The organism is Promicromonospora sp. AC04, from assembly GCF_003058225.1.
In the GTDB taxonomy this organism is placed as follows: Bacteria; Actinomycetota; Actinomycetes; order Actinomycetales; family Cellulomonadaceae; genus Promicromonospora.
In genome coordinates this window covers 579,375-605,312 of sequence record NZ_QBUG01000002.1, presented here as the reverse complement: position 1 = coordinate 605,312, position 25,938 = coordinate 579,375, and the positions used below count along the sequence as shown (strand labels likewise).

Below are 25,938 nucleotides of genomic sequence, written 5' to 3'. Positions count from 1 at the left end.
GACCGGACAACGAGGCATGGAGGACGTCATGAACAAGCTGGCCGAGAAGGCACTCATCGCGCAGATCGCGGTGCAGGCCTACGTCGTGCGTCAGGTGGAGCGCGCCCGATCCGACGAGCGCGGGCAGGGCACGGTGGAGTACGTCGGCGCCATCCTGCTGGTCGTGGCGATCGTCGTCGTCGTGATCGCCGCGGGGGACGACGTCGGAAAGGCGATCGTGGAGAAGCTCAAGGCGGCCGTCAAGAAGATCGGCAGCGGCGACTAGGGCTGGTCCAGCCCTGGCCGAACTACAACGGAGGTACTGATGCGTCAGACCAGGCTCGCGACGCTCGCCGTCGGCCTTGTCGCCCTGTCGGCCGGTTGCGGGTTCATCGGCCCCGACTCGGCCGGCCCGGTGACCGAGCCCCCGCCCGACGCATCGGCACCCCCCACCTCGCCCGGAGGCGCACCGCCTCCGGGCGAGGTCGTCGGTGTCGACCGGGAGTGGCACGAGGCGAAGGTGCACTTCGATGTGTCACCCGTCGAGGTCGACGGCGACCTGGCGGTCCTGCGGTACGACTTCACCGCGACACCGGCCGACCCGTCCCAGGATCCGTGGTTCTCGACGCTCGCGCTGAGCCTCGGTGAGCTCGGCCACCCGGGCACGGAGGGCAGGGGCGTGCGTCTCTTCGACACCGACGCCGGCCTGGTGCATGCCGTGGCGCACACGTCGGACGGTGCGCCCGCGGCATTGATCGACCAGGTGGAGAGCGAGTCCGGCGACGAGCCCCTGCACGGTGCCGCCATCGCCGTCTTCGCGGCCCCCGAGAGCGATTCGGTGGACGTGCTGCTCCCCGGGTACGGCGCCGTGACGGTGCCCGTCGTCGCGGCCGGCGACGACTTCCAGGACGCCGTCGATCAGGTCGGCGGTGTCGGCGAGGCCGAGACCACGAAGCTGCGCGCCTTCACCCGGAGCTACGAGGCCGGGTCCGCGACGTCCGCCGAGGACGACGACGTGACGGTCACGCTGGCGTCCGACGTCCTCTTCGCCTCCGACGAGCACACGCTGTCGAAGAAGGCACGCGGCGTGGTGGACCGCGCCGCGGCGTCGATCAAGAGGCAGGCGGACGCCGGAGACGTGCAGGTGGTGGGGCACACCGACGACGTCGACACCGACTCGTACAACCAGATGCTGTCCGAGCGCCGCGCCAAGGCCGTCGCCGACCGCCTGCGCGCCGGCCTCGGCAACGACTTCACGGTGACCGAGGAAGGACGAGGCGAGTCGGAGCCGATCGTCCAGGACACGACGGAGGAGGCGCGTGCCGCGAACCGCCGCGTCGAAATCCAGTTCCGGGGCCACCTGGTCGTCGAGGCGGACCCGGAGAGCGACGTCCCCGAGACCGACGCCCCGACGGCCGAGAACGACGCCGTCACCATCACCACGGACGACAGCAGGTACACGGTCGAGGTGGAGTCGATGGTGCGCCGGCCGGGCGCGATAGTGGGCACCCTCGTCGCGGAACGGACGAAGGGCACCTCGACCGACCCTGCCTGGTTCCTCCCGGCGTACCTGGACCAGATCGGCGGCCGTGAGTTCGGCGCCCTGGCCGACGTGGCCGGCGCCCACAACCTCTCGCTGCTCGGCGCGGAGGAGCGGGTGCTGCCGTTCGACTACGTGGCGGAGAAGTCCGACGGCTTCGTCCTGCGCCGGCTGCTCGGCGACGAGGAGGTCAAGCCACTGGACCGGGGCATGTCCACGCTGATCACCGTCGTCTGGCCTGACACCGGCCAGGACACGGTGACCGTCGACGCGCCGGACCGGTTCCGGATCACCGATGTGCCGGTGACCGACGCGCCGACGGGAGACTGAGCGTGGGACGCAGACCGGCTCCCGACGACAGCGAGCGCGGGTCGATGCACGTCATGACGATCCCTATCGTCGTCGGCCTGCTTTCTGCCGCCGTGCTGGTGATCACGATGGTGGGCTCGGCGACGAACGACCGACGCGAGGCAGGCACGGCGGCCGACGCCGCGGCGCTCGCCGCCGCCCAGGAATGGGACGAGCACCTGGGTGTGCTGCACGGGCTGCACCTCGTGCCCGGCGGCAGCTCGGACTTCTGGGGGATCGTCGAGGAAGTCCTGCTCACCGCCTACGTCCGGGACGAGATGTACGAGGCGGCCGAGGCGTACGCGGAGCGCAACGGTGCCGAGCTGGTCGACCTCGACCTCGATACCGACAGCCTTCGGGTGACCGTCGAGGTGCGGCACGAGGACGAGATACCGGTCGCGGAGATCCACTCGGGGGCAGAGGCCACCGCGCAGATCAGGCTCGACGGCGGTCTGTGCCAGGACGGCGGCGGCCTCGGCTGGCTGATCGACGGCGAGTGCGTCACCAGACCCGAACCGCCGAACGACCCGGGCGAGGACCAGGTCGACGAGGAAGCGCCGGCTGACGACGAGGACGAGCAGGACGAGGAGGAGCCGTGGACCCCGCCAGAAGTCGGGAGCTACAGCAGTCGCATCGTGCTGGTGGGCTGACCGGGAAGCACGTCGTCGAGAGCGCCAGGGGAACAGCATCGTGACGCAGGTCCAGCTCGTGGTGGACGACCGGCCCGTCGCCGAGGTCGTCGTCGCCAACAACGTCCTGACCAGAACGCGGGGAATGCTGTTCCGCCGCGTGCCGCCGGAGGCGCTCCTGCTGCGGCCGTGCTCGTCGGTGCACGGCGCGTGGATGCGGCTGCCGCTCGACGTCGCCCTGCTCTCCCGGGACCTGCGGGTGCTGCACGTGCAGGTGCTGCGGCCCTGGGGGATGACGTTGCCGCGTCGCGGTGTCACGCAGGTGCTGGAGGCGCCGACCGGAAGCTTCGAGCGCTGGGGTCTCGAGGTGAACAGCAGGTTGGAGCTGGTTGCAGAGCTTGTGGGCCGCGCGCGCGATGCGTGACGAACGCGGCCAGGCCACGGCCGAGTACCTCGGTGTCATGGTCGTGGTCGTCCTGATCGTGGCCGCGGTGGTCTCGATGGCAACCCCCGTGGGCAGCGCAGTCAGGGACAGCCTGATGTGTGCGTATCAGACCATCGTGTCCACCCAACATGGTGACGCGTCCTGCGAGTCCGGGGAGGTCGATGCGTCAGACGACGACACGGGTGACGACGAGGTCGACGAGGACGACGACGCTGGTGACGACGAGGGTGACGACAAGGACGACCTTCCCCCCTACGACCCCGACGACTGCACCTCTGACGACAGCTGCGAAGACGTGTGGGAAGGCAGCCTGGAGCCCCATGAGCCCGAGGGGGACATCGAGGAGGTCGGGTTCTTGGAGTGCAATGTCAACGTCCTCGGCTGGTACCCGAACGGATACGTCAGGTTCTCCTGGGAGGTTCGCTCCCTCGGCGGTTCGGGCGGGGCCTCGCCCAGCGTGTGTGTCGACGGGTCCGGCACGGTGAACATCGACCAGGAGGGGGTCGAGCGGTTCGACGCCGGGGAGAACAGTGGATGGTTCGTCTACAAGGGCGCGGACGGATATGAGTACAAGCACTACTTCGAGAAGGGCGAGACCTCGTACTTCGACCCGTCGAGCACCATCTACGAGGTCCACATCGACTGAGAGCGACGTTCGACGTTCGACGCTCGGGGGATGTGAGGCTGGCTCGCGACCACCCCGGGCGCATGAATCTACTCTAACAATTTTGGAGTAGATTCCTGTTAGATAATCTCGTTTGCTCTCGGAAGATGAGCGTCCGACGTCGATGTCGGACCATGCCGTATTGCCGAGGTTGCTTGCACGTAGCCGCAATAGTCCTGACACGTAGCAGACAGACTCGTACAATCTGGACCGACAGCATGGGTAGTCCTGCCCACCGTAATTCCACGACTATTCACCCACCCTCCCGGTAGGGTGCTGCCGTTGCGCCTGTGTGTGCTGCCCGGGCGACGAAACTTCGGTGGAGTGATGAAAGAGGAGGACGCATGAGCTTTGTCTCACGCGTGTACGAGAACCGCAGATCAGCGGCATCGGTCGGTGTGGTCACCCTCTTCGGTGCGGGGCTCCTGGGCTTCGCGCTTCTGTATGACGGCGAGGCGACAGCGGACGTCGAGGTGAACGACTCGGGCGTCTGGGTCACCTCGACCGCGTCGGGCGAGCTCGGGCGGTTCAACTACGAGGCCAAGGCCCTGGACGGCGTCCTGCTGGCGAACTCGTCGAGCTTCGACGTGGAGCAGGACCAGCAGCGTGTCCTCCTGAACAGCACGGGCGACTCGTCGGCGAGCCCCGTGAACCCGGCGCAGCTTGCGCTGGACGGCACCATGAAGTTCCCCGCCGGCGCGCACGTCGCCTCGGGTGGCGCGACGATCGCGATCTACGACGACGAGACGGGCAAGGCCTGGGTCCTCCCGTTCGACTCTGCCTCGTTCGACGAGAAGGAGCTCGAGCCGACGGTCGAGGCCGGCAAGGGCGGCGAGCTCGTGGTCAGCAAGAACGGCACGGTGTTCCTCGCCGTCCCGGCCGACGGCAAGCTGTACACGATCCCGACCAGCTCGCAGGGCGTCGCCGAGGACGCCGAGGAGTCGTCCCTCCCGCTGTCGACCGACGCCGAGGTGCAGGTCTCCGCCGTCGGCGACAAGCCGGTGGTGCTGGACCAGACGACCGGGAACCTGGTGCTCCCCGGCGGCGAGACCGTCGAGGTGGAGGACGGCGCGCAGGGCATGCTGCAGCAGCCGTCCGCCGAGGCCGACAACGTGGTGCTGGCCACCACGAAGGGCCTGGTCTCCCAGCCGCTCGGCGGGGGTGACGCGACGACCCGCGCCGCCGCGGGGACGCCGTCGGCGCCGGTGCAGCTGGGTGGGTGCACGTTCGGCGCCTGGTCCGAGTCCGGGCAGGTCGTCCGCGACTGCGAGGGCCAGGACAACGACGTCGACCAGGTGCTGGAGGGCGTGGACGCGTCCACGGGCCTGGAGTACCGGGTCAACCGCGACGTCATCGTGCTGAACGATGTGGCGAACGGTCAGCTGTGGATGGCAGCGGACAAGTTCGAGATGGTCGACGACTGGGACCTCAAGATGCCCGAGGACGCCGAGGGCGAGAAGACCGAGTCGGAACAGACCACGCCGCAGCAGGTCGACCAGTTCGTGGCCGAGCGGAACAAGGCCAACCGCGCGCCCGAGGCCAAGGACGACTCGTTCGGCGTGCGGCCCGGCCGCACCACGATCCTGAACATCCTGGGCAACGACGTGGACCCGGACGGCGATGTCATGGTCGTCGACGTGAAGGAAGCCCCGACGACCGGCGTCGGCGCGGACCGCGTGCTCGACGGCGGTGCCCTGCAGGCTGACGTTCCGGCCGACGCCAGCGGGACGACCACCTTCACCTACGAGGTGAACGACGGGCGGGGTGGCGTGGACCAGGCCTCCGTGAACGTCAAGGTGGTGCCGCTCGAGGAGAACAACGCGCCCACGCAGACGGGTGAGCCCGTGCTGCGGGTGGGTCAGGACGGGCTGGCGACCATCAAGGTGCTGCCTTACTTCAAGGACCCGGACGGCGACGACATGTTCCTGTCCAACGCGAGCACCGCGGACCCGCTGGACGAGGTGCGGTTCCGCCCGGACGGCACTGTCGAGTTCCGTGACGGCGGCGCGACGACGGGCCGCAAGGTCGTGGACATCACGGTGTCCGACGCGATGGGTATGCCCGTGGAGGGCAAGCTGCTCGTGGACGTCGTGGCCAGCAACGTGCCGCCCGTGGCGGTGCAGGACCACGTGACCGTGCTCGCCGGTGAGCCCCTCACGGTGAACGCGCTGAAGAACGACTACGACCCCAACGACGACGAGCTGCGCCTGACGTCGGTCGCGGAGAAGGACGGGGCGGAGATCGTCCCGAACAACCACGCGGGAAACTTCCGGTTCCAGAGCGACCGGGCCGGCTCGTACGACGTGACCTACCAGATCAGTGACGGCCCCAACGCGACGATCGGGCTGGTGCGGGTCGACGTCCTGACGCCGCCGGACGAAGCGGGCTCGCCCGTCGCCGTCTCGGACCAGGTGCTGCTGCCGACCGGTGGTTCCGCCCTGGTGGACGTGCTCGCCAACGACACCGACCCCGCGGGCGGCGTGCTCGTGGTGCAGGGCGTGAACGTGCCCTCCGACGCGCCGGTGAAGGTCGCGGTGCTGAACCACCAGATCCTCAAGGTCTCGGAGGTCAAGCGCCTCGACGAGCCCGTGACCGTCGACTACAAGGTCGCGAACGGGACCGGGACGGTCACCGGCCAGGTGCGCGTGGTGCCGATCCCGGCTCCCTCGCAGCTGCGGCCGCCGGAGGCGGGGCCGGACGAGGCGACCGTGCACACGGGCGACGTGGTGACCATCCCGGTGCTGAAGAACGACACGCACCCCGACGGCCTGGAGCTCACCCTGACGGACGAGCTGCAGGAGTCGCCGCCGGCGTCGGCGGGCGAGGCGTTCGTCTCCGAGGACAAGGTCCGCTTCCGCGCGGGCAACGAGGCCGGGACGTTCCACGCGGTGTACGAGGTCGTGGACTCGAACGGGCAGAAGGACTCCGCGCAGGTCACGATCGTCGTGGATGACGAGAAGTCGAACACCGCCCCGCAGCTGCCCGACATCGAGGCGCGGGTGCTTGCCGACGGCACCGTTCGTATCCCGCTGCCGCTGGACGGGACCGACCCCGACGGCGACTTCGTGACGCTGAGCTCCATCTCGGCAGCGCCGACGCAGGGCACCGCCACCATCGTGGACGGGTTCATCGACTACAAGGCCGCGGTGGACGCCACCGGCCTGGACTCCTTCACCTACCAGGTGACCGATACCCGTGGTGCGGTGGGCGAGGGTCTGGTCCGCGTGGGCATCGCGGCTGCCCCGGCCACCAACCAGCCGCCGCAGGCCACCGACGACGAGACGACGGTCCGGCCGGGCCGCACCGTGGCGGTCTCGGCGCTGGACAACGACACCGACCCGGACGGCGACCAGATCGGCCTGTACGAGAAGGGCTTCGAAGGCACCGAGGACCTGGAGCCCAAGGCCGTGGAGGACGACGTGGTCGTCACCGCGCCCGGCGACGAGGGTGCGTACTCCTTCTACTACGGCATCCAGGACAGCTACAAGGCGCGGGCCAGTGGTGCCATCACGGTGAACGTGGACAAGAACGCGCCGCTGCTGCGCCCCATCGCCAGGGACGACGTGGTGACCGTCGACGACATCGAGGGCTCGGCCAGCGTCACGGTTGACGTGCTGGCCAACGACACCGACCCGGACGGCGTGGCCGCCGACCTCGAGATCTCGGTGGACCAGTCCCTGGAGAACGTCCAGATCACCGAAGAGGGCGAGGTCCAGGTGCAGCTCTCCGAGAGCGCCCAGGTCGTCACCTACACCGTGACCGACATGGACGGCCTGGAGGCCAAGGCGTTCGTCCGGGTGCCGGGCGACCAGTCGCGCCCGCACATCAAGCCCGGTCTGGATCCGCTGAAGGCGACGAGCGGTGAGCCGCTCACGATCGACCTCGCGGACTACGTGGTGGTGCGGGAGGACCGCAAGCCGCGCATCACCGTGGAGGACACTGTCAAGGCGGTGGAGGGCAAGGCCTCGGCCGAGGACGAAGACACCATCGTCTACACCTCCGCGGAGGACTACGCAGGCGCGGCGTCGGTCAGCTTCGAGGTGACCGACGGCTCCGGACCCGACGACGAGGAGGGCCTGACCTCGGTGCTGACCCTGCCGATCGACGTGACCCCCTCCACGAACCAGCCGCCGAAGATCACGGGCACGCCCGTGCTGGAGGTCGCGGCCGGCGAGGAGGCGCCCGTCGACCTGTCGCGGTACGTCAAGGACCCGGACAAGGACCCCCTGACCTTCGAGGTCGAGGGCAAGGAGGGCATCACGACGACGGTCTCCGGCGCCACGGTGACCGGCCAGGTCGACCCGTCGGTCTCCAAGGGCACGTTCGTGCAGCTGCCCATGACCGTGTCCGACCGCAAGAACGACCCCGTGAAGGCCGAGCTGACCGTCGAGGTGGTGGCCTCCACCCGGCCGCTCGTGCAGACCGCGCCCGACCAGGTGCTCGACGCGCACCAGGGTGAGGCGACCACGGTCCCGGTGCTGGACAACGACACCAACCCGTTCCCCGAGGACGAGCTGACGCTGTCGGGTGTGCCGACGGTCGAGACCGGCGTGGGCACCGCGGAATACAGCGGCAACCAGCTCGTGGTGACGCCTGCGGACGACTTCACCGGCACGATGCAGGTGCGTTACACGGTGCAGGACGCGACTGGGGACCCGGACCGCGAGGTCGACGGCATCGCGAAGCTGACCGTGCTGGGCAGGCCGGAACCGCCCCGCGCGCCGCGGGTCGAGGAGGTGCGTTCCGAGACGGTGGTGCTGAGCTGGGAGCAGCCCAACAACAACGGGGCTGACATCACCGGCTACACGCTGCGCACCAACACCGGTCAGGAGCACGCGTGCGCCACGACCACCTGCACGTTCGACGGCCTCAAGAACAACGTGACGTACACGTTCACCGTCACCGCCACCAACGAGGTGGGTGACTCGGAGCCGTCGCCGGAGTCCCGCGATGCGCGCCCGGACGAGAAGCCGGACCAGCCGGAGCCGCCGAGCCTGGAGTTCGGCGACCAGAAGCTGACCGTGTCCTGGACCAACCGGTCCTACACCGACCGCTCGCCGATCGAGTGCGTCAACCTGGAGATCAGCCCGGCCCCGGCCGACGGCGTGATCCAGAAGACGTGCCAGAGCAACAGCCCGATCACCTGGGAAGGGCTGGACAACGGCACCGCCTACACGGTGCGGGTCCAGGCCAAGAACCAGGCTCCGGACCCGTCGGAGTGGAGCGAGCCGTCCGCGCCGGAGACCCCGGCCGCGCCGCCTGCCCAGCCGGCAGCGCCGACGGCGAGCCGTGTGGACACCGCCGTCGGCGGTCAGATCAACGTGAGCTGGACGGCCCCGGCCAACAACGGTGACGCGATCAAGCGGTACTACCTGGTCGTGTACCAGGACGGGAACCAGACCGACACGCTGACGGTGACCGGCACGTCGCAGACCGTCCAGAACCTGAACCCGGAGTCGTCCTACACGTTCACGGTCCAGGCCGAGAACAAGGCGGGCAAGTCCGAGGTCAGTCCGCAGTCCGCCGCGGAGCCCGCCTATGGCACGCCGGACACGCCGGGTGGCGTGAGCGCGAGCAACCCCGGCGACGGGCGCGCGACCGTGAGCTGGAACGCGATCTCGAGCTCGGGCTTCCGCGGCCCGGCCCACCGGTACGAGGTCTCGGCCAACGGCGGGGGTGCCCAGAACGCGGGGACCGCGACGTCGTACAACTTCACCGGCCTGAGCAACGGGACGTCCTACACGTTCCAGGTCCGGGCCTGCAACCAGTACGTGTGCGGTGCCTGGTCCGGGGCATCCAACGCCGTCGTCCCCTATGGCAAGCCGCCGACACCGTCGATCAGCGCCGCAGGCGGGGACCAGAAGGTCACCTTCACGTGGGACGGCCGGGCCACCAACGGCCGGCCCATCCAGTCGGTCCAGGTCACGGGCGCGATCAACAGCTCAGCCACGAGCGGCAGCCAGTCCGCGAGTACGGGTTACAGCCAGACGCTGCAGGCGTGCGTCGAGGTGACCGACACCGAGGGGCAGACCGCGAGCGACTGTGCCTCAGGCACGTCCAACGCGCGGCCCAATCCGACAGCGACCGTCTCGCGTGGCAGTGGCACCGGCTCCGTCAGCGGTTGCAGCTCCGGCACCTGCAACTACTACAAGGTGACCACCACCGACTTCGAGGCGGGCAACCACCAGGTCGCCTGCTGGGCCGGTGACACGTCGGCCTCCGGCGGCCCCAGCGAGTGGCACGACATCATCAACCACGCCACGACCTGGGCGGGCAGCTCGAAGAAGACGTACAACATCCCGGCGAACGGCTCGATCCAGCTCACCTGCTTCTTCGGCCACTCCGGGGTACCCGTGCGCGTCTGGATCGACGGCGTGGCCTACGGAATCTCCACCTGGTAAAACCAGCCCTGACCGGCCGCCGCGCCGTCGGCGGCCGGTCACGCCATGATCGACATAAATTTCACCCGACGAACGAGCAGTAACGAGCAGTAGGGAACTACGAGATGACCACGATGACCCCCGAGCAGGCGGCCTGGTTCGCCCAGACCTTCGACCGGCTCGTCGGCAACGTCGGCCTGTCCGTCCTGGGCAAGGCGCCGGTGATACGTCTGGCACTGACGTGCATGCTCGCCGAGGGCCACCTGTTGCTGGAGGACGCCCCGGGCACGGGCAAGACCATGCTCGCCCGCTCCATCGCGGCGTCGGTGCAGGGTTCGCACAACCGCATCCAGTTCACGCCGGACCTGCTGCCGTCGGACGTCACCGGTGTGACGATCTACGACCAGAACACCCACAAGTTCGACTTCCACCCGGGCCCGATCTTCGCGTCGATCGTGCTGGCGGACGAGATCAACCGCGCCTCGCCGAAGACGCAGTCCGCGCTGCTCGAGGTCATGGAGGAGGGCCGCGTCACCGTCGACGGCGTCGCGCACGAGACGGGCCGCCCGTTCATGGTCCTCGCCACCCAGAACCCGATCGAGCAGGCCGGTACCTACCGCCTGCCCGAGGCCCAGCTCGACCGGTTCCTGATGAAGACGTCGGTGGGCTACCCGGACCACGCCTCCACGGTGGAGATCCTCTCGGGCTCCGCGGTCAAGGACCGCAGCCTGGCGCTGCAGCCGATCATCACCACCAAGGCCGTCACGGACATGGCCGACCTCGCCACGACCGTGCACACCGACACCGCGGTGCTCGAGTACGTGTCCCGCCTCTCCGAGGAGACGCGTAACGCGCACGAGGTGCGCGTCGGCGTCTCGGTCCGTGGTGCGCTGGCCCTGGTGCGCTGCGCCAAGGTGTGGGCCGCCGCCCACGGCCGGAACTACGTGCTGCCCGACGACATCAAGGAGCTGGCCCAGCCGGTCTGGGGCCACCGCTTCGTGCTGGACCCGGAGGCCGAGTTCGCGGGCTCCCGCCCCGACGTCATCCTGTCCCGGATCCTGGCAGACGTCGCGGCGCCGCAGGAGCGGGCCTCGGCATGACGACCACGGGCATGGCGACCGGTCCCGCGTACGGGAAGCGCCAGGAGAAGCCGACCGGCCTCGGCGGGGTCGTCGCGTCCGGGCGCACGCAGGTGCAGCGCGGCCGCCGTGGCTGGGTGACCTTCGCCGCTGCCGTCCGTTCGCAGGCGGCGGCGGTCGGCCGCGTGCTCGCGCCGATCCGCCGGACGTTCAGCACGTTCGGCATCGCGGTGACGCTCACGGCCGCCGCCGCGTGGGTGGCCGGGCTCATGCTCGGCTGGCTCGAGGTGCTGGTGGCCGCGATCGTCCTCACCGTGACGCTCGTGTGTGCGATCGTGTTCGTGCTCGGCCGGTTCAAGTACGAGGTGGTGCTCGACCTCGCGCAGGCCCGCGTGACGGTCGGTGACCGCGCCGTCGGGCGCCTCGACGTGCGCAACGGGTCGGGCCGCGCGCTCCTGCCCTCGGTGATGGAGCTCCCGGTCGGCACCGGCACGGCGGCGTTCCCGGTGCCGCGCCTGCGGGCCGGCGCCTCGCACGAGGAGATCTTCACGATCCCGACCCGGCGCCGCAGCGTGATCACGGTCGGACCGGTCAAGTCGGTCCGCGCCGACCCGCTGGGCCTGCTGCGTCGCGAGATGACGTGGACAGGAGAGCAGGAGGTCTTCGTGCACCCGCGCGTGAAGAACCTCACGGGCTCCTCGACCGGCTTCCTCAAGGACCTCGAGGGCCGCGTCACGAACGACATCACGAGCTCGGACGTGAACTTCCACGCCCTGCGTGACTACGTGGCCGGCGACGACCGGCGGCACATCCACTGGAAGACGACGGCGCGCACCGGCCAGCTCATGGTGCGCGTGTTCGAGGAGACCCGGCGTTCGCACCTCGCGGTGCTGCTCTCCACGCGCGCCGAGGACTACGCGAACGAGGAAGAGTTCGAGCTCGCCGTCAGCGTGTGCGGCTCCCTGGGCCTGCAGGCCATCAAGGAGGACCGCGGCGTGACGGTGCTCGTCAACGAGGCCACGCTGCACGGTGACCACCGCACCCGCCTGATGGACGACCTGTCCCGCATCGAGATGGAGTCCCGCAAGACGAAGCTGGTGGACCTGGCCCGCGCTGCAGGCATGGCCGCCACCGACTTCTCCGTGATCGCGTTCATCGTCGGCAGCATGGTGACGCCGACCGAGCTGCGCGCGGCGTCGGCGCGTGTCCCCGCGGGGGTGCAGGTCATGGCCATCCAGTGCGTGCCGGGCGCTTCGCTCGGCCGGCACGCCATCGCCGAGCTGGGGGTGCTCACCCTGGGCCGCCTCGCTGACCTGCCCCTTGCCCTGAAGAAGATGAGCGACGCATGAGTGACGAGAACACCCGCGGGAATCTCCCGGTGGGCGGGTCCGGCCAGGGCAGCCAGCCGCCGTACGGCACCGGCCCCGGATACCGGACCGGGACGGGGCGGGGCACCACGCGCCGCAAGGAAGCGGAGCGTCAGCGTGCCCTGACCACGTTCGCCCTGGTCGACGTCGCGGCGCTGGTCGTGATGCTCGGCGCCGTGGCCGTCGGCTTCGGGCCGGTCTGGGGCTCGCTCGGCTACCTGCTGCCGACGGTCGGCGGCGCCGTCGTCGGGCTGGGGGTGGCCTGGGTGGGCGCCTGGCGGCGTTTCCCCGCCGTCGTGGTGACCGCGCTCGCCGTGCTCGCCTACATCCTGTTCGGCGGTGCGCTGGCACTGCCGCACACCACCATCGCCGGGGTCGTGCCGACCCTGGACACGCTGCGCGAGCTGCTGCTCGGCGCCGTGCAGGGCTGGAAGCAGTTCATCACCACCGAGGCGCCGATGCGGTCGTTCCCCGACCTCGGCGTGGTCCCGTTCCTGCTCATGTTCGTCGTGGCGCTGATCGCGGGCACCATCTCCTGGCGCGCGAAGCACGCGGTCTGGGCGTTGGTACCGGTCATCGTCGGCCTGGTCGGCGTGATCCTGCTGGGCACGCTCGACGCCGCGCTGCCGATCGTGCAGGGCCTCGTGATCTCCATCGTGGCTCTCCTCTGGGGCGCGGTCCGCGTCATGGAGGCCCGCGTCGGCACGCACTCGATCAGCACGGAGGCCAGCCGCGAGGCCACGCGCCGGCTGCGCTGGTACCGCGTCCGCACGGGCGCCACGATCCTGACCGCCGCAGCGCTTGCCGCCGGTTTCACCGCGCCGATCCTCATGCCGGACCAGGACCGCATGGTGCTCCGCGAGACGGTCGTCCCGCCGTTCGACGTCCACCAGTTCAAGAGCCCGCTCGTGGCCTTCCGGCACTACGTGAAGGACGCCCGCGAGGAGGAGCTCTTCACCGTCAGCGACCTGCCCGAGGGCGGCCGCGTCCGGCTCGCGACGCTCGACCGGTACGACGGCGTGGTCTTCGACGCGGACGGCAACGGTGGTGACACCGGCGTCTACACGCGCGTCGGCGAGGAGATCGCGACGTCCTCCGATGACACTCCGACGGCGATCGACGTCACGATCGAGGGGTACAGCGGCGTCTGGGTCCCCGAGATCGGCAACCTCACCGGCGTGCGGTGGAGCGGCGCGAACGCCCAGGCCCAGACGGACGGCACGTACTACAACTCGACCACCAGCACCGCGATCACCACCGCGGGGCTCAACCGGGGCGACACGTACACGTTCAACACCCTGGTGCCGGAGGCGCCGGACGAGGACACCCTGAAGAAGACCAGGATCCTCCCCGCCGACCTGCCGGAGACCGACGCGGCCGCCATGCCGCCTGGCCTGCCCGCCAAGGCGATGCAGTTCACGGGCGACGAGACCGACCCCGCCACCAAGCTGTTCCAGATCCGTGACTCCCTGCAGGCGAACGGGGTCCTGTCGAGCGGGCTCGAGAACCAGGCGCCGTCCCGTCCGGGCCACTCCGCGGAGCGCATCGACACGCTCGTCCAGCAGGAGGACCCGATCGGCGACGACGAGCAGTTCGCCGTCGCGCTCGCCCTCATGGCACGTCAGGCCGGCATCCCTGCCCGCGTGGTCATGGGCTTCTACCCCGACAAGGACAACACCACCTACAAGGAGGGTGAGCCCTGGACGGTGCTCGGCAGCGACGTGCACGCCTGGATCGAGGTGCCGTTCCAGGGCTACGGCTGGGTCGCGGTCGACGCCATCCCGGAGAAGAAGCCGCAGGTGCAGCCGGAGCCCAAGACCGAAGAGGTGCCGAAGCCCCCGGTGCTGCAGGACCCGGAGCCGCCGGAGGAGCCGGACAAGGCGAAGGCCGGCAGCGTCGAGGACGACGAGAAGGACGAGACCGAGAACGACCCCTTCGACTGGGGCCTGCTCGGCCTGATCCTGCTCGCGGTCGGTATCCCGCTCCTGGTCATCGCCGGCCCGATCATCGCGATCCTCGCCTACAAGGCGCGACGGCGGGCGGCGCGACGCAGCGCTGAGCAGCTGGCCGACCGGGTCAGCGGCGGCTGGCACGAGGTCGTCGACGTCGTGACCGACCTCGGCACGTCAGTGCCGTCCGGCGCGACCCGGCGCGAGAGCGCCGGCGTGATCGCCGGAGCGCACGGAGTGCCGTCGACCCTCACGCTCGCGCACCGCGCCGACGCCACGGTCTTCGGGCGGGGTGAGCCCACACCGGCCGACGTCGAGTCGTTCTGGACAGAGGTCGACGAGCTCGTGGGCGGGCTACGCTCCAACCTGAGCACGCGACAGAAGGTCGGTGCGGCGTTGTCGCTACGATCCGTCTGGGCACGATTGGGTGGCCGCCGCGGAGTGCTCGCGGCACTCGGGGAACTCGGGTCCCGCCGGACGAAGGAGAGTCGATGACGGACGTGGTCTGCGCTGGATGCGGGTCGACCCAGCGGGCGGGCGCGCCCTTCTGCGCTGCGTGCGGGCGGGAGTTCCCCCGCACCGGCCGACCCGTCGTGGAGCCGGCCCTGCCCCCGCGGGGGCAGGTACAGCAAACCGCGGCCGCTGCCGCGCGGGGCGGCTCCGGTTCCGTACCCATGGTGGAGAGCCGTCCGCCCATCACCACCGAGGTCGAGGTGTACACGGCCACGCAGATCCCTTCGGCCGGCATGATGCCGAAGCAGATGGGTGAGCCTTACGCGGGCGTCGGCAAGCGGTTCCTGGCGTACCTGGTCGACGGCGTGATCGCCGGCGCGCTCGCCGGCGTCGTCGTGGCGATCGGCCTCGCGTTCGTCGACATTCCGTCAGGCCTGGTGGTCCTGTCCGCGGAGCAGCAGGCCGAGCTCGCGGCGTCGATGCTCCGCGTGTACCTGATCGCGGGCGCGGTGTCCTTCGCGTTCATGCTGTCCATGTGGATCTGGGAGTCGCGGACCGGCCGCACGGTCGGCAACTCCATGCTGGGCCTGCGGACGGTCTCCGCCGACGACCGCGGGCCGCTCGGGTTCGGCCGTGAGCTGGTACGGGTGCTCATGTTCGCCGCCGTCTCACTGATCCCGGCGGCCGGCTCGATCATCGTGCACTTGACCCCCAAGTGGGACAAGGGCGACAAGGTCCAGGGCTGGCACGACAAGGCCGCACGGTCAGTGGTGCTCGACATCCGTGCCCCGCAGATCGTGGTGTCGAGCGGGTTGGCCCCGGTGGCCCCCGGTCCCCGGGCGCCGGGCAAGCCCGCGCTGCGCACGGCTGCGCCGTCTGCTCCCACGCCGTCTGCTCCCGCGCCGGGTCAGTACGCTCCGGCGCAGCTGCCGCCGCTCTCACCCGCGGCGCCGCAGGCGCCTGCCCAGCCGCCCATGGCGGCCCAGGACCCGTGGTCGTTCCCGCAGGGTCCGGCGGCGGGCGCCCCGGCCCCGGCCGGCAACGGCCTGATCACGGGGATACCGGGGAGCGCGCCCGCCGCTCAGCCGCCCGCCCAGCCTGCTCAGCCGCCGATGCCGGCGCAGCAGCAGCCCGAGGCCTGGCCGGCCAAGACCTGGCCGGTTCAGGAGCCCGCGGCCCCGCCCATGCAGCGGCCGGAGCTCCCGCCCCAGCAGCACCCGGAGTCGCGGCCTACTCGGCGCACCACCCTCCCGCAGGACGGTGCCGCGCGCCCTGCGGCGGGCCTGCCGCCGCACGGCGACGACCTCTCGGACCGCACGCGGATGCAGCCGGTGCTCGAGCCCGCGGGAGTGGTGACCGTAACCATCGAGCTCGAGTCCGGTGCGCGCCACGTCATCGACGGGCCCGCGCTGGTGGGCCGCAACCCCCAGGCCGGGGCGGGCTCGGCAGCCATCCTCGTGCGGGTGGAGGACCCGACCCGGTCGGTGTCGAAGAACCACGCCGAGCTGGGCGTCGACTCCGCCGGGCTGTGGCTCACCGACCGTGGCTCGACCAACGGGACCGTGGTCTCCGCGCCAGGCCGCTCGCCGCAGGTCGCGGAGCCGGGCGCGCGGGTGCGTGTGCCCGTCGGTTCGACGATCCACGTCGGTGACCGACGCATCCTCGTGCACCCCAACGAGCCACGGGCATGAGCGAACAGGAACAGGGGCTGACGACGATCTGGGGTGCGGCTTCGCACCAGGGTCGACGTCGGTCGCTGAACGAGGACGGATACCTGGCCACCGGCCGGGTGTTCTTCGTTGCCGATGGCATGGGCGGCCACGAGGCCGGTGAGGTGGCGAGCGCCGAGGCGTTGTCGGCGCTCAGCGGGCTCGCCGACGTCGACCGGGTGGAGCCGGCGCTGGTCGAGGCCTTTCTCGAGATCGCGCAGCAGCGGATCCGCGCGATCGAGACGGACTCGGGCAACGCGCCCGGGACCACCCTCACCGGTGTCCTGGTCGACGAGCGCGAGGACGTGCCGTACTGGTTGTTCGTGAACGTCGGGGACTCCCGTACGTACATGATGACCAATGGCGTGCTCGCGCAGGTGAGCGTGGACCACTCCGAGGTCCAGGAGCTCGTGGACGCGGGCACGATCACCATGGACGAGGCCCGCAGGCATCCGCGGCGGAACGTGATCACACGCGCGCTCGGAGCGCAGGACGGCGTCCGCGCGGACTTCCGGTACATCCCGGTCGCGCTGCACGACCGCGTCCTGATCTGCTCCGACGGGCTGACCGGCGAGCTGACCGACGAGCAGATCACGACGATCCTGCTGGAGCAGCCTGATCCGGAGCGGGCCGCGGGGATCCTGGTGGACGCCGCGATCCAGGCGGGTGGCAGGGACAACATCACCGTGATCATCGTCGACGTGACGGGCGTGGACCACGAGACCCTGGGCTCGGCGACGGCACCGCGGCCGGGTGAAGAGCCGGACGAGGACACCCGGCCGCGGGAAGAGCACGACGCAAGGAGCCAGGGGGTCTGAGATGACGGTGCACTACAGCGAGGGTTCTGCGCGGGCGGTGGTCCGGAACGGCACGGTGGTCGTGCTGCCCGGCCAGGCGCCCGCGGGCGTCGTCGACGCGCTCTGGACCGCGCTCGACCGGCTCGACGGCGGGGTCGCCGCGACCCTCGGCGTGCTGGCAGCCGGCGGCCTGGCGGAGACGCCGCCCTTCGCCGTCGTCTCGCTCTCGGGCGGTGAGCCTGCGACAGCCGCGCACGTCGCCGTGCGCGGGACCGGGGTCAAGGTGGTGGTCAGCGCCGAGGGGGCGGGCGGCCCCGTCGAGGTGACCGGAGCCGGCGTCGTCACGTGGTCGGAGCGGGTGGTGGACGGCCCCACGTCGTTCGCGATCACCACGGAGGAGGTCCCCGCCGACGAGGAGTTCCCGGTGCAGGCCGCGGTGGTGCGGGCAAGCTCCCTGCGCCGCACGCTGGTGGACGTCCCGGAGACCCCCGACGTGCCGTCCCTCATCGACGTACCGGCACTCCTCGACGGCGTCCCGGCCATGCCTGCCGCTGGGGCCGACGAGTTTCCGGACTTTCCTACCCTCGCCGGCATCTCGACGGTCCTGCCCGGCGGGCGGGCGCCCAGCGAGACGATCGTGCCGGGCGCGCCGGACGTGCCGGAGGCCGGCGGAGAGTCCCCTGCCGAGCCCCCGTCCGCGCCGGAACCCGCGCCGCTGCTCGGGCTCGGCACCGTACCGGGCCCGGGGTCCGGCACGGAGGTCGACGAGTCCACGCAGTTCGGCACCGACGACGATGACTACGGCCACCTCTTCGGGGACACGGTGATGCGCCGGGTCGAGGACGCCGCGGTGCGGCAGGGCGAGGACGACGAGGAGGTTGAGGAGGAGGCCGCGGAACCCGCGCCGGCCTCGGCGCCCCCGATGCCGCCCCCGCCCGTGCCGGACCCGCCACAGTCCTCGGAGCCCGCGGATGCGCTGATCTCCGGTGTGCCGGGCGGCTGGACTCCACCGTCAACGGCGCCGGAGCCGCTCCCGGGCGGCGCGCAGCGAGCCGCCTCGGTGGGGGACTCCCCGGCCGAGGCCGCACCCGTGGACGGCATGGACCACGATGGCGAGACCATGATGTCCTCCGACCTCGCCGCGCTGCGCAAGGCCGCTGGGGCGAGCGGGCCCAAGTTCTCCGTGGGCATCCTGCCGGGCGCCCCGCAGATCCTCGGCCTGCCGTGCCCGCAGGGACACCCCAACCCGCCGACGAGCGATCGGTGCCGCACCTGCGGCGAGAACCTCGAGGGCGACGCGGAGCTGGTCTCCCGTCCTTCGCTCGGGCAGATGCTCGTCACGGGTGGTGTGCAGCCGGGCATCGGCGGGCCGCAGGTGGTGGAGCTGGACCGGCCGGTGGTCGTCGGACGGCGCCCGCGCACCAACAACGCGTCCGCCGACCGCACGCCGCGGCTGGTGACGGTGGCGAGCCCCGACCAGGACATCTCGCGCTCGCACGTCGAGATCACCCTCGAGGAGTGGCACGTGCTGGTCGCGGACCTCGCGACGACCAACGGGACGACGCTCCTGCGGCCGGGGCAGCCGCCTCGGCGCCTGCATCCGAACGAGAAGGTGATCGTGGTCGAGGGTGACGTGGTCGACCTCGGTGACGGGGCGACCCTGACCTTCGAGGGCATCTGGTGAGAGCCCTGACAGGCTCGACCATCGACTACCGCTCGACCATCAACAGAGGAGAAGTGTGAGTAGCAAGCGCGCGCCGTCGGCGCCGCCCCAGATCGCCGGGTTCGAGTACAAGAAGGTGATCGGCTCGGGCGGCTTCTCTGACGTGTTCCTGTACGAGCAGCAGCGACCGAAGCGGTTGGTCGCCGTCAAGGTGCTGCTCAAGGAGCACGCGAGCGACGCCCAGCGGGTGGCGTTCGACTCCGAGGCCGACCTGATGGCGATCCTGGGCAACCACCCCTCGATCGTGACGATGTACGAGGCGAGCGTCGCTGCCGACGGCCGCCCGTACCTGGCCATGGAGTACTGCTCGCGCCCGAACCTGGGCGCGCGGTACCGGTCGGAACGCTTCTCGCTGGCCGAGGCGCTGCGCACCACCATCCAGATCGCGGGTGCCGTGGAGACGGCGCACCGGCTGGGGATCCTGCACCGCGACCTGAAGCCGGCCAACATCCTGGTGACGCAGTTCGGGCACCCGGTGCTGACGGACTTCGGCATCTCCTCGACGGTCGACGACGCCTCGGCCGCCGAGGGCATGTCTATCCCGTGGTCGCCGCCGGAGTCGTTCGGCGACCCGCCGATCGCGGCCAAGACGACGGACGTGTGGGCGCTGGCCGCCACCTGCTACACGCTGCTGGCCGGCCGCACGCCGTTCGAGGTGCCGGGCGGGTCCAACACGTCGGCTGACCTGGTGGCGCGCGTCGAGCAGTCGCCGCTGCCGCCGATCGGGCGCAACGACGTGCCGCCGTCGCTGGAGCAGGTGCTGCGCATCGCGATGGCGAAGCATCCCTCCTCGCGGTACCCGTCGGTGCTGGCGTTCGCCCGGGCGCTGCAGCAGGTCCAGGTGGGCCTGGCGCGCGACATGACGCCGATTGACCTCCTGGACGAGACCGGTGCGGTCGCCGAGGAGGAAGAGGACGACGACGGCACGCGGCTGAAGAGCGTCACGGCGATCGACCCGGGGCAGCAGCCCGCTCCTGGGACGTCGTCCGGCGGTGGCGTGTCGATGTCGTCGGGCACCTTCGCGCCGGCGGCCCCCCGGGACACGTCCGGCTGGGGTCCGCAGGCGAGCACCGGTACCGGTGCGCGGACGACCGTCCCGGCCCTCGACCTGCCGGTGGCAGCGGTCGGCTGGGAAGCCCCGCCCGTGGAAGAGACGGTGCACCGCACGCGGGCACCCGAGACGCAGGAGCCCCTGCCCCAGGAGATCGAGCCGGAGAAGTCGTCGCCGTGGGGGACGGTGGTGCTCGTGGGTGGCGCGGTGATCCTGGTCGCGGTGCTCGTCGTGGGCTGGTTCGCTCTGCGCAACGGCGGGGAGGAGCCGGATCCGGACGACACCTCGACGGTCTCGGCAGAGTCGCCGCCCGCACCGGGATTCGGCTACGTGCCGCCGGTCCGGGACCTGACGGGCAAGGCTAACGGCGACGAGGTGGTCTTCACCTGGAAGCCGCCGAGAACCACTGAAGAGGGCGACGGGTACGGGTGGCGGCGGCTGTCGCTCACCGAGGGGCAGGGCCAGTACACGCCCACCACGGCCACCACCGTGACCGTGCCACGGTCCGACGGCGAGCCGACGTGCATCGAGGTCGTCGTGACCCGGTCCGGGAAGGCATCCGAAGAGCCGCAGGACTTTTGCGTCAAAGCAGACTGACCGACCCCGGCCGATCGGCCGGCTGACCCAGGGGGGAGAGGATGACGTGGGCGATCTCGCGCTCGAGTTCTGCGGCGAGTGGTTCGACCCTGCGCAGGCAGCGGACGGGTTCGACGTCGGCCGTGAGGGCGACCTCGCGATCGACGACAACCCCTACCTGCACCGGCGCTTCCTGCGGGTGACGCAGGAGGACGGGATCTGGTGGCTCTCCAACGTGGGGTCGCTGATCTCGGCCACCGTGTGCGACGCGGGCGGCGGCGTGCAGTCGTGGCTCCCGCCGGGACACCGACTGCCCCTGGTCTTCCCCACCACGTCGATCGTCTTCACCGCGGGCCCCACCACCTACGAGGTGACGGCCCAGCTCACGGACGCTCCGTACCACGAGGTCCGCTCGGAGGACCCCGACTCCGGCGCCACCACCATCGGCGCCATCAGCTTCACCACCAGCCAGAAGCAGCTCATCGTGGTGCTCGCGGAGCCCATGCTGCGGCGCGAGGGCACCGGCCTGAGCGAGATCCCGTCCAGCACGGACGCGGCTCGCCGCCTGGGCTGGGCCACCACCCGCTTCAACCGCAAGCTCGACAACGTCTGCGAGAAGCTCGACCGGATCGGCGTGAAGGGGCTGCGCGGCGGCCCCGGAGCGCTTGCCACCAACCGCCGTGCGCGGCTCGTCGAGTACGCGGTCGCCTCGCGGCTGGTGACCCCCGCAGACCTACCACTCCTCGATCTGAAGGACGACGCCTGAAGTGCGCATCAAGCTAACGCTGAACCGGCCCGACGAGTCCGGCGTGAACGTCGCGGTCACCGCCGACGCCACCGCCACGGTGCGCGACGTCGCCGAGGCCCTCTTCTCGGGCGACCCGACCCGCAACGGCGCCGCCGCGCCCGAGAACCTGACGCTGCAGATCGTCGGCGACGGCTCGACGAGCTTCGCGGGCGGCCGGGTCCTGACCCCCACCAGCGACCTGGTCCAGGCGGGCCTGCGCTCCGGGTCCGTGGTCTCGATAGTGCGGGTCTCCGAGCAGTTCGTGAACCCTGGGCAGGACCGCGGCACCGCCGTCGCGCAGCTGCGCGTCATCGAGGGACCCGACGCCGGGCGCGAGTTCCCGCTGCCGGTCGGCACCTCCTACATCGGTCGCGACCGGGGCATGGACATTCGCCTCCAGGACGGGCAGGTCTCCAAGCGGCACGCCCGTGTGGTCGTCGGCGAGTCCATCGAGATGCACGACCTCGCCTCCGCGAACGGCCTCGTCATGGGTGGCAAACGGATGACGCGGGCCACGCTGACGTCGTCGGACAGCGTGACCCTCGGCGAGACGACGCTGTCCGTGGTGGCCCTGCACCGCTCCACGAGCCTTGCCCCGACCAGCCCGGTCGTCGAGTTCAACCGATCCCCGCGCGTGGTCACCCGCTTCGGCGAGATCAAGATCAAGGCCCCCAAGCCGCCCCGGCCGCCGCAGCCCCAGCGACTGCCGTGGATGATGATGCTCGCGCCGATGGCGATGGGTGCGGCGATGTACTCGGTCACCCGCAACCCGCTCTCCCTCATGTTCATGTTCATGAGCCCGGTCATGATGATCGGGATGTACTTCGACCGGAAGCTCTACGGGAAGAGGCAGTTCAAGGAGGCGTCCGAGCAGTTCGAGAAGGCCGCCGAGTTCACGGCCGAGCGCATCGACCGCACGCACGCCGTCGAGCGGGCCGTCCGGCTCGCGGAGGCGCCGTCGCTTGCGGAGTCGCTCGACGCCGTCCGCCGCCTCGGCGGGCTCATGTGGACGCACCGCCCCGAGCACCGCGGCTTCCTGTCCGTGCGGTTCGGGCTCGGGTCGGCACCCGCCCGCACCGAGTTCGACGAGCCGCGCGAGAACGACGCGGTGCCGGAGCACTGGCAGCGGATCCTGGAGCTGCAGGCGCGGTGCGTCACCATCCACGATGTCCCCATGGGCGCCGGGCTCCGCTACGGCGGCAACATCGGCATCGCCGGACCCAGCGGTGTGGTCGAGCCTGTCGGTCGGTCGGTCCTCCTGCAGCTCGCCGCTCTCCACTCGCCCGCCGACGTGGTCATCACCGCGCTGACGTCCGCCCGTTCGCGCGCGGACTGGGAGTGGCTGGAGTGGCTGCCCCACACCGGCTCGCCGCACAGCCCCCTCGGAGCGTCGGACCACCTTGCCGACGACCCCGGTTCCGGTGTCTCCCTGCTGACCCGGCTCGAGGAGCTGGTCGAGGCACGTGGCGTCAGCCTCGACGTCCACGCGCCCTTCGAGGGCGAGCGGGCCTCGGAGAAGGACCGCACGGACGCGCCGGTCCCGCCGGTGCTGCCGTCCGTCGTCGTCCTCGTGGAGGACGACGCCCCCGTCGACAGGGCCCGCATCGTGCGGCTCCTGGAGCACGGCCCCGCGGCCGGGGTCCACGTCGTGTGGATCGCGCCCACCGTCGAGCAGCTCCCCGCGGCCTGCCGCACCTTCGTGCTGCTGGACCCCAACGCCGCGGACAACGGCGCGATGACCGGCCAGGTGCACTATGGGCAGCTCGCCTACCCGGTGCGCTGCGACGCAGCCGACCTCAACACCGCGCGTGAGGTCGCCCGGATCCTGGCGCCGGTGATCGATGTCGGCGCGCCGACCGACGACGAGTCCGACCTGCCGCGCGCCGTCTCCTACCTGGCGCTCGCGGGTACCGAGGTCGGCAAGGAGCCGAACAGCGTGATCGAGCGGTGGAAGGAGAACCTCTCCCTCACCCCGCGGGACGGGTCGCCGCCGGTGCGCCGCAAGACGCCGACCAACCTGCGCGCCCTCATCGGGCACAACGGTGTGGAGCCGTTCCACCTGGACCTGCGTACGCAGGGCCCACACGCCCTCGTGGGCGGCACCACCGGTGCGGGAAAGTCGGAGTTCCTGCAGTCCTGGGTGCTCGGTATGGCGGCGGCGCACAGCCCAGACCGCGTGACCTTCCTGTTCGTCGACTACAAGGGTGGCGCCGCGTTCGCCGACTGCGTCAACCTGCCGCACACGGTTGGCCTGGTCACCGACCTGTCCCCGCACCTCGTGCGGCGCGCGCTCTCCTCGCTGCGCGCGGAGCTGCACTATCGCGAGCACCTGCTGAACCGGAAGAAGGCCAAGGATCTCGCCTCGCTGGAGCGCACGGGCGACCCCGAGGCGCCGCCGAGCCTCATCATCGTGGTCGACGAGTTCGCGGCCCTGGTCGGCGAGGTGCCGGAGTTCGTGGACGGCGTGGTCGACGTCGCCCAGCGTGGCCGGTCGCTCGGCCTGCACCTGATCCTCGCGACGCAGCGCCCCGCGGGTGTCATCAAGGACAACCTGCGTGCGAACACGAACCTCCGCATCGCACTGCGCATGGCCGACGAGCACGACTCCAAGGACGTGCTCGGGGACGAGATGGCGGCGCACTTCTCGCCGTCGATCCCCGGCCGCGGCGCAGCGAAGACCGGCCCAGGCCGGCTCACCACGTTCCAGACCGGCTACGCCGGCGGGTGGACCAAGGACGAGCCGGAGCGGTCGTCGCTCGACGTCGAGGAGATGGACTTCGGTACGGGCCGGCGCTGGGAGCTGCCGGCGCCCGAGGTGATCGAGGAACAGGACCCGGGCCCCAACGACATCGCCCGGATGGTCACGACGATTCGGCGCGCGGCGAGCGAGGCCGGCGTGCCGGCGCCCCGCAAGCCATGGCTCGAGGAGCTGGCAGCCACCTACGACCTGGCCCTGCTGCCCAACCGGCGCACCGACTCGCAGCTCGTCCTCGGCGTGCTGGACAACCCGCCGCAGCAGGCGCAGCCGACCGTGCACTACGAGCCTGACACCGACGGCAACCTTGCGATCTATGGCACGGGCGGCACCGGCAAGAGCACGACGATGCGCACCATCGCGGTCTCGGCGGGCCTGACGCACCGGGGCGGCCCGGTGCAGGTCTACGGCATCGACTGCGGCTCGGGTGGTCTGTCGATGCTGGAGAACCTGCCGCACGTGGGCGCGATCATCTCCGGCGACGACGAGGAGCGCGTGACCCGCCTGCTCCGCCGGCTGCGCGAGACGCTGGACCAGCGGTCCGACCGGTACGCCGCCGTGCGGGCGGCGACGATCGACGAGTACCGGCGGCTGGCGAACAAGCCCGACGAGCCGCGCATCATCGTGCTCCTCGACGGCATCGGCGCGTTCCGCGATGCTTACGAGACGATCGCGGCGCGCGGCTTCTCGGTCTTCGGGGCGTTCACGCAGCTCGCGACCGACGGCCGGCCAGTCGGGATCCACCTCGTGATGTCCGGCGACCGTGCGGTGTCCGTGCCGCCCTCCCTGGCTTCCACGGTGCAGAAGCGCATCGTGCACCGGATGGCGCGGGAGGACGACTACACGATGCTGAACGTGCCGAAGGACGTCCTGACCCCGGCGTCGGCGCCGGGCCGGGCGATCATGTATGGCCAGGAGGCGCAGATCGCCGTGCTGGGTGGCGACTCCAACGCGGCGGTGCAGTCGCGTGAGCTGGCCCGCCTGGAGCAGACGATGCGGTCGGTGGGCGGTGTGCCGCAGGCACCTGGCGTCGAGCGGCTGCCGGACACGTTCACGCTCGACCAGCTTCCGCAGCGTACGGGGGAGATGGCCACGATCGGCCTGCGGGACCTCGACATCGCGCCGGTCGGACTGCCGCTGCGCGGCCCGCTCATGCTGGCCGGCCCGCCCGGGGCCGGCCGTACGACGGGGTTCGTGACGCTGGCAACCGCACTGCGCCGGAACGGGGGCATGCGGCTGGTGTACCTGTCGTCGCGGCGGTCGAGCTTGTCGGCGCTGGACCTCTGGGACATGACGGCCTCGTCCCCGGAGGACATCGTGGAGACGCTCAAGGAGCTCACTACCGTCCTCGAGAGCGACCGAGCAGCTCCAGGCACTCTCACGGTGATGATCGAGAACTACACCGAGCTCACGGGCACACCGGCGGAGAAGCCGATGGAGGCGTTCGTCAAGCTCGCTTCCCGCAAGGAGCAGCTCGTCATCGGGGAGTCGGAGTCGTCCACCTGGAGCAAGGCGTTCACGCTCGCCGGGCCCTTCAAGTCCGGCCGCAACGGCCTGATCCTCACGCCCGGGGACAGCGACGGCGAGACGCTCATGAACACGCCGTTGGGCCGGATCCGCCGCAAGGACTTCCCGCCCGGCCGTGGCTTCCTCGTCACGGCGGGCCGGCCCACCAAGATCCACGTCGCCCTGCCGGGGTGACGGGTA

At 70.9% G+C, this 25,938-nt stretch carries 15 protein-coding genes; all 15 read left to right on the top strand.

The genetic code is table 11. The annotated features are described in order from the left end of the window. Positions 1-28 precede the first annotated feature (28 nt). The 15 genes from C8K30_RS08210 (at position 29) to C8K30_RS08140 (ending at position 25,932) form a co-directional block, all read left to right on the top strand. Positions 29-265, top strand: coding sequence for a hypothetical protein (locus C8K30_RS08210; RefSeq protein ID WP_199230395.1), 237 nt, complete (start codon positions 29-31; stop codon positions 263-265). A gap of 39 nt (positions 266-304) precedes the next feature. Further along, entirely contained in the window at positions 305-1,849 is a 1,545-nt protein-coding gene (locus C8K30_RS08205; protein WP_108492376.1) for an OmpA family protein, read from the top strand. Positions 1,850-1,902: 53 nt separating this feature from the next. After that, complete coding sequence (locus tag C8K30_RS08200) at positions 1,903-2,517, top strand: pilus assembly protein TadG-related protein (RefSeq protein ID WP_158280961.1); 615 nt, start codon at positions 1,903-1,905, stop codon at positions 2,515-2,517. A 40-nt stretch (positions 2,518-2,557) separates the two neighbouring features. Beyond that, on the top strand, positions 2,558-2,920 hold the full coding sequence (locus C8K30_RS08195; protein ID WP_108492374.1) for a DUF192 domain-containing protein: 363 nt from the start codon (positions 2,558-2,560) through the stop codon (positions 2,918-2,920). Between the two features lie 37 nt (positions 2,921-2,957). Further along, positions 2,958-3,587, top strand: a complete 630-nt coding sequence (locus C8K30_RS08190) for a hypothetical protein (protein WP_199230394.1) — start codon at positions 2,958-2,960, stop codon at positions 3,585-3,587. A 362-nt stretch (positions 3,588-3,949) separates the two neighbouring features. Continuing rightward, positions 3,950-10,006, top strand: a complete 6,057-nt coding sequence (locus tag C8K30_RS08185; protein ID WP_233257050.1) for an Ig-like domain-containing protein — start codon at positions 3,950-3,952, stop codon at positions 10,004-10,006. A gap of 104 nt (positions 10,007-10,110) precedes the next feature. Further along, complete coding sequence (locus C8K30_RS08180) at positions 10,111-11,085, top strand: MoxR family ATPase (protein WP_108492371.1); 975 nt, start codon at positions 10,111-10,113, stop codon at positions 11,083-11,085. Further along, on the top strand, positions 11,082-12,413 hold the full coding sequence (locus tag C8K30_RS08175; protein ID WP_108492370.1) for a DUF58 domain-containing protein: 1,332 nt from the start codon (positions 11,082-11,084) through the stop codon (positions 12,411-12,413). The genes C8K30_RS08180 and C8K30_RS08175 overlap by 4 nt, the downstream gene beginning before the upstream one ends. Continuing rightward, positions 12,410-14,875, top strand: a complete 2,466-nt coding sequence (locus C8K30_RS08170; RefSeq protein ID WP_108492369.1) for a transglutaminase family protein — start codon at positions 12,410-12,412, stop codon at positions 14,873-14,875. Before C8K30_RS08175 ends, C8K30_RS08170 begins: the two co-directional genes overlap by 4 nt. After that, complete coding sequence (locus tag C8K30_RS30655) at positions 14,872-16,524, top strand: RDD family protein (RefSeq protein ID WP_108492368.1); 1,653 nt, start codon at positions 14,872-14,874, stop codon at positions 16,522-16,524. Before C8K30_RS08170 ends, C8K30_RS30655 begins: the two co-directional genes overlap by 4 nt. After that, positions 16,521-17,360, top strand: coding sequence for a PP2C family serine/threonine-protein phosphatase (locus tag C8K30_RS08160; protein ID WP_108492367.1), 840 nt, complete (start codon positions 16,521-16,523; stop codon positions 17,358-17,360). The genes C8K30_RS30655 and C8K30_RS08160 overlap by 4 nt, the downstream gene beginning before the upstream one ends. 1 nt (position 17,361) lies before the next feature. After that, positions 17,362-19,023 carry an FHA domain-containing protein gene (locus tag C8K30_RS08155; RefSeq protein WP_108492366.1) on the top strand — a complete coding sequence of 554 codons (1,662 nt, stop codon included), beginning with the start codon at positions 17,362-17,364 and terminating at the stop codon, positions 19,021-19,023. 55 nt (positions 19,024-19,078) lie between these two features. Then, on the top strand, positions 19,079-20,710 hold the full coding sequence (locus C8K30_RS08150) for a serine/threonine-protein kinase (protein ID WP_108492365.1): 1,632 nt from the start codon (positions 19,079-19,081) through the stop codon (positions 20,708-20,710). A gap of 46 nt (positions 20,711-20,756) precedes the next feature. Further along, on the top strand, positions 20,757-21,455 hold the full coding sequence (locus C8K30_RS08145; protein WP_108492364.1) for a hypothetical protein: 699 nt from the start codon (positions 20,757-20,759) through the stop codon (positions 21,453-21,455). A 1-nt stretch (position 21,456) separates the two neighbouring features. Next, a complete protein-coding gene (locus C8K30_RS08140) occupies positions 21,457-25,932 on the top strand; it encodes an FtsK/SpoIIIE domain-containing protein (protein ID WP_108492363.1) in 4,476 nt (1,491 codons plus the stop codon). The last annotated feature ends 6 nt before the right edge of the window (positions 25,933-25,938 follow it).